Source organism: Methylomonas sp. BG-2, assembly GCF_057766305.1.
This window is the reverse complement of sequence record NZ_JBYMAP010000287.1, coordinates 1-4476: the sequence shown is the minus strand read 5'-3', so window position 1 is coordinate 4476 and position 4476 is coordinate 1. Positions and strand designations below refer to the sequence as shown.

General features: G+C 53.3%; 5 protein-coding genes. 3 read left to right on the top strand and 2 right to left on the bottom strand.

The annotated features are described in order from the left end of the window. A partial coding sequence (locus AC3B8H_RS18835; protein WP_488443062.1) for a PRTRC system ParB family protein occupies positions 1 to 1826 on the bottom strand: 1826 nt, incomplete at its 3' end. 177 nt (positions 1827 to 2003) lie between these two features. Between AC3B8H_RS18835 and AC3B8H_RS18830 the strand changes: the two genes are divergently transcribed. From AC3B8H_RS18830 to AC3B8H_RS18820, 3 genes are all read left to right on the top strand, one after another. Continuing rightward, a protein-coding gene (locus tag AC3B8H_RS18830) for an IS5 family transposase (protein WP_281020264.1) occupies positions 2004 to 3003 on the top strand; the annotation gives its coding sequence in 2 pieces (ribosomal slippage) (positions 2004 to 2396 and positions 2398 to 3003; 999 coding nt in all). A 284-nt stretch (positions 3004 to 3287) separates the two neighbouring features. Next, entirely contained in the window at positions 3288 to 3533 is a 246-nt protein-coding gene (locus AC3B8H_RS18825; RefSeq protein WP_281020265.1) for an AbrB/MazE/SpoVT family DNA-binding domain-containing protein, read from the top strand. Then, positions 3533 to 3880: a type II toxin-antitoxin system PemK/MazF family toxin gene (locus AC3B8H_RS18820; RefSeq protein WP_281020266.1), complete on the top strand. Its 348-nt coding sequence runs from the start codon at positions 3533 to 3535 to the stop codon at positions 3878 to 3880. The genes AC3B8H_RS18825 and AC3B8H_RS18820 overlap by 1 nt, the downstream gene beginning before the upstream one ends. Before the next feature lie 365 nt (positions 3881 to 4245). Here the strand turns inward: AC3B8H_RS18820 and AC3B8H_RS18815 are convergent. Next, positions 4246 to 4476, bottom strand: a 231-nt coding sequence (locus AC3B8H_RS18815) for a hypothetical protein (protein WP_488443061.1), incomplete at its 5' end; no start/stop codon positions are given.

The window sequence follows — 4476 nt, the reverse complement described above, 5'->3', positions numbered from 1 at the left end:
TTGGTTGTCGTGACCGCGTGCGTGGTGTTGGTAACGGCGACGGATTTATCCTCTCCCAGGAATTGGATAACGCAAGCCGGGACGAATCCGGCAAAGTCATAGCCGCAACTGAATACCTCATCCAATATCTCGCCATTTTTCTGTTTCATCAGGTTGGCGAAGGTGTTTTTCTCGTTGAGGCCTTCGTAATATCGGACAAACCCCACCCCGTTGCCATTGACCGCTTCCCGTAGCAAGCCCTCCATCCCCGCTTTGGTAAAGCCACTGAGAAACTCGCGGGTCACGATAAAGGCTTCCTGGAGCGCAATTCCCATAAACCGGCATACCCCGGCCGAACCCATCGCCCACCCTTTGCTCATTGTGGTATTCGTCCGCTCATGCTGTCCCAGCAAGTGCATCAGCATTCGCTCGTTGAAGGCCATCGCTTCTTCAACGCTCAGGCCACCGAAGGCATCGATGAAGTCGCGTAGATTGCCGAACATCGGCCAACTCGCTGGCGTCGTTGCGGGAACGGCCGGCAAGGCCTCCTTGGGAAAGGTGCTTTGTATCAGTCGGTACAGGGCAAAACTGTTGACCAACAACTTTGCATGCCGGTGTTGGCCGATGTGCTGGGCGCTGGTATCGCGGAAGAAACCTTCGATGTGTTCGAGCACTTTACCGGGCGGGGCGGCACTGGTTGCGGCGGCTGACTTTTTAGCCGGATCGCTTGGGTCCGGGTGACCCGCCCCGGTCGCTACGTTTCTGGGCGCCTGAGCGCCTGCTCTGGCCTTGGAGGAAGTCGGCGGTAACAGGCTTTTCTGATAGTGCTGAACTTTTTGGGCGTGGCACTCCAGCTCAAAACAACAATCTTCGGTGACCTTCCCCGGTGAATCGGGGTTGGTCGACAGCAACGCCCCGAAATGTTGGCATTGTCGGCAACCGGTTTCCAACTGTGTTTTGCCGACCCCGGTTTGGCCCAATTGCATGACGACCGTGAAGCTGTGGGGCGGCTTTTCGGTGTCGACGAACACGGCCGCGAACCGATCTTGCAGATCGCGTTTTCGCATTTCAACCGTGTCCTGAATTTTTTGGTTGAAGCAATCCGGGTTGGCGCATCGGCCTTCTTCAACATGCTCATCGAACAACGTCGCTTGCAAACGCGAATTGTGATGACAGGCCGCACAGTCGGCGGTATCGAAAATCGCGCTGGCCAACGGTCTGGCAAATTGGCTAAGTCGCACTTTCAGTTCGGCCACCGAATAGTGATGCTCGAGCAATTTCGCCAAGGTGGCATTTTGAAAGTCGGTAGGCAATTGGCTGAGTAGCTCGGCATGGCCCAGTTTAATCGTCCGTGCCGTCAGGGCATTTAAGACCTCTACGGAAGCGTGTAACAGCAGCAACCTCCCCTCGAACTTTTGAGCGGACCAGCCTAACAACCGTAATGCTTCCGCTCTATCGCCCCCGCAATCGCTCAGCACCTGTCTGGCGGCGATCGCTTCCTCCCCTGGACTCATATCGGCTCGCTGGGTGTTTTCAATGGTGGCCAGCAGCCGTGCCTGCTTGTCATCCAGGTGACGCACCACAGCCGGAATATCGGACAGTCCCGCCGCGACGGCGGCCCGATACCGACGCTCGCCGGCCACGACCCAATATGTGTCCCCGCCCGGTTGGGGTCGGACGATAATGGCTTGCAACACGCCTTCGGCTTTAATCGATGCGATTAATTCCTGCATTTCCTTGTCGCAAAAATAAACTCTGGGATTAAATCCCTCTTGAATTGAAATACTATCCAGCGGTAAATAGGTTAAATTCGGTAATTGGATCGCGTTGGATTTTGCCTTTGCCATTGGTCTTCTCCTATTGCATGAATTAAGGTGGTCAGTGCTTTTCACGAAAAAAACATCGCACGGATAATTGAATATGCAATAGCCAAACCGGTGGTATTAACTTAGGGAACCTCTGATTAATTCCGCCTAACAGCAAGCGGTATAATACGCCATCGAAATCGAGTAGAGACGACACCCATGAACGAGCCCCAACAACTCAGTTTTGCGGATGCTGAATACGCCAACAAAGGCAAACTCACGCGACGGGAGAAGTTTCTCGATCAACTTGAGGGCTTATTGCCTTGGGCGGTCATGCTGGCAGTGATTGCGCCGCATTATGCGCAAGGCAACGGCCAAGGGCGAAAACCGTTTCCGTTGGATACCATGCTGCATGTTCACGTCGCGCAAATTGTGTACAACTACTCGGATCCGGGTATGGAAGACGCGTTGTACGAAATAGAATCGCTGCGGCGCTTTTGCGGTATTCGTCTGGAGGCGGTGCCAGATGAAAGCACGATCTTGCAGTTTCGGCATTTACTGGAAGCGCACGGTTTAACCGAACAGATCTTCGCCGCTATCAACCAAACGCTGGGGGGAGCGCGGGCTGTTTTTAAGAGCCGGCACCATCGTTGACGCCAGTCTGATTGCCGCACCGACCTCGACCAAAAACCAAGACAAAGCGCGTGACCCGGACATGCATGCCAGCAAGAAAGGCAATCAATGGTTTTTCGGCAGCAAATTTCACATTGGCGTCGATAGCGAAACCGGCTTGGTGCATACCTTGAAAGTCACCTCAGGCAACGTCAGCGACATTGCCGAGGCCGCGTCGTTGCTGCACGGTGAAGAACAATTTGTACACGGCGATGCCGGGTATCAAGGCTTGGACAAACGGCCTGAGATGCCCAGCGAAAACGCCCCAGTCTGCGTGATCGCGATGCGTCCGGGCAAATTGACCCAGTTAACCCAAGACGATAGCACAGAAGCCCAGCAACTGCGCCAAGCGGCCCACGAACTGGCCAGCCGCCGAGCCAAGGTCGAGCATGTGTTTCGCGATATTAAAATCCGCTTTGGTTATGCCAAAAATCGGTACCGGGGCTTGGCCAAAAATGCGGCGCGTTTGACCTTCCTGACGGCGATTGCCAACGTGCTGCGCGGCGAAGCGTATGAACGTCGCTGCCTTATTGCGTCCGGAATTTGAAAATAGGCCCAGAAAAGGGCTGATTTCCGAGAAAAGCCGCCTGTCTTGAGGAAAAAACAGTCGATTATTGGAATTTTTGGCCCATCATTGGAAATGACTGTTGCTCTAAACGGCAGTTTTTCAGAGGTTCCTTAGGGAGACGAGGACCTCATCGAATCGTCCTTTACGCGTCATTCGGCCATCCTCTATGGTCTGAAACGAACGAATGCGGCGAAGATTGTGTCCTACTTGGATAAAACACACAGTCCTACTAGAATAGGACGCGTGTTTCATAGGAGATTCTGATGCGCCAAACCCTACGCAAAGCCGGCGGCTCGCTCGTAATGACAGTGCCGAAGGCGTTTGTCGACCAGAATGGCCTGGGTGAAGGTTCGCAGGTGGAATTGCATCTGCTGGGCCGAAAGATGACCGTCGAGGCACCCACTCGGCCGCGTTACAAGCTGGCTGACCTGATGGCTGAAATGCCGGAAGGACTCCCGCGCGTTGAAGGCTGGGATGACATGCCCACGGTCGGGCTGGAAAACGGTTGATGGCTTATCTACCGAATCGGGGCGACATCGTGCATCTGGCGTTCCACCCGTCATCCGGCCGGGAGATGAAAGGCCCGCATTTCGGCTTGGTTCTGAGTGGAAAGGTCTTTAACCAGCAAGGCTTGGCAATGATTTGCCCGATTTCGCAGGGCGCCGCTGCGGCCGCTCGGACTTACGGAACGGTGGTGACGTTGTCGGGCGCTGGCACCGACACGCAGGGTGCCGTGCATTGCCACCAACTGAAATCGTTGGACTGGCGTGCTCGTAAAGTGCGCCTCAAGGAAACGGCGCCGCAACAAGTCGTCGATGAAGCCTTGGCCAGAATCGAAGCAATTTTGTTCGAATAGCCCATCGAAACGTCGGCCGCCACAGGGTGGTTTGTTTGCGAAATCCAGCCAGAACCAGCCACCGGCTCTGCTTGAAAACAGTCACAGATTCCGACAAGAAATGTCAGCCGTTAAGAGCAGCGAACTGGCGCTATCGACCCATTCCCGTCGGTCGCGTTTCTCCAAACCGGCCATTCAGCCAAAGCCAGATTCTGCGAACTGGAGGGCTACAAAGCAGCCGTTGGTGACGTCACACAAACGGCCACTTTTCTGCCACTGAATACCCTAATAATGATTGAAATTGAATGCCCGTTATCTGCACAAAACCTGACACCGACTTTGTACCCTTAATAAAGAATTTTGTTTTATGCAATTCACAAATTAATTCAATAAATTATAAGTTTTTTAAGCTGGGAATGATATTGGCAAGGAACAAGGAGTTTGAGAATGGTTATCCTAATTGAGGTTGTAAGCCCTAACTCCTTTAAATGCCAAAATCGGACTTTTGATTTAGTTTTGTCTAACCTGTGATTTTTTAAAAACCCATCCGCAGACTTTTCAATACTTCTGCCACTTCGGGTTTTGCAGTCGATGTGGGTGGGAATATAGCGCAGATT

Excerpts from the sequence above, each read along its gene's own strand:
- AC3B8H_RS18825 (WP_281020265.1), top strand. The coding sequence starts at position 3,288 with ATGCGCCAAACCCTACGCAAAGCCGGCGGCTCGCTCGTAATGACAGTG.
- AC3B8H_RS18820 (WP_281020266.1), top strand. The coding sequence starts at position 3,533 with ATGGCTTATCTACCGAATCGGGGCGACATCGTGCATCTGGCGTTCCAC.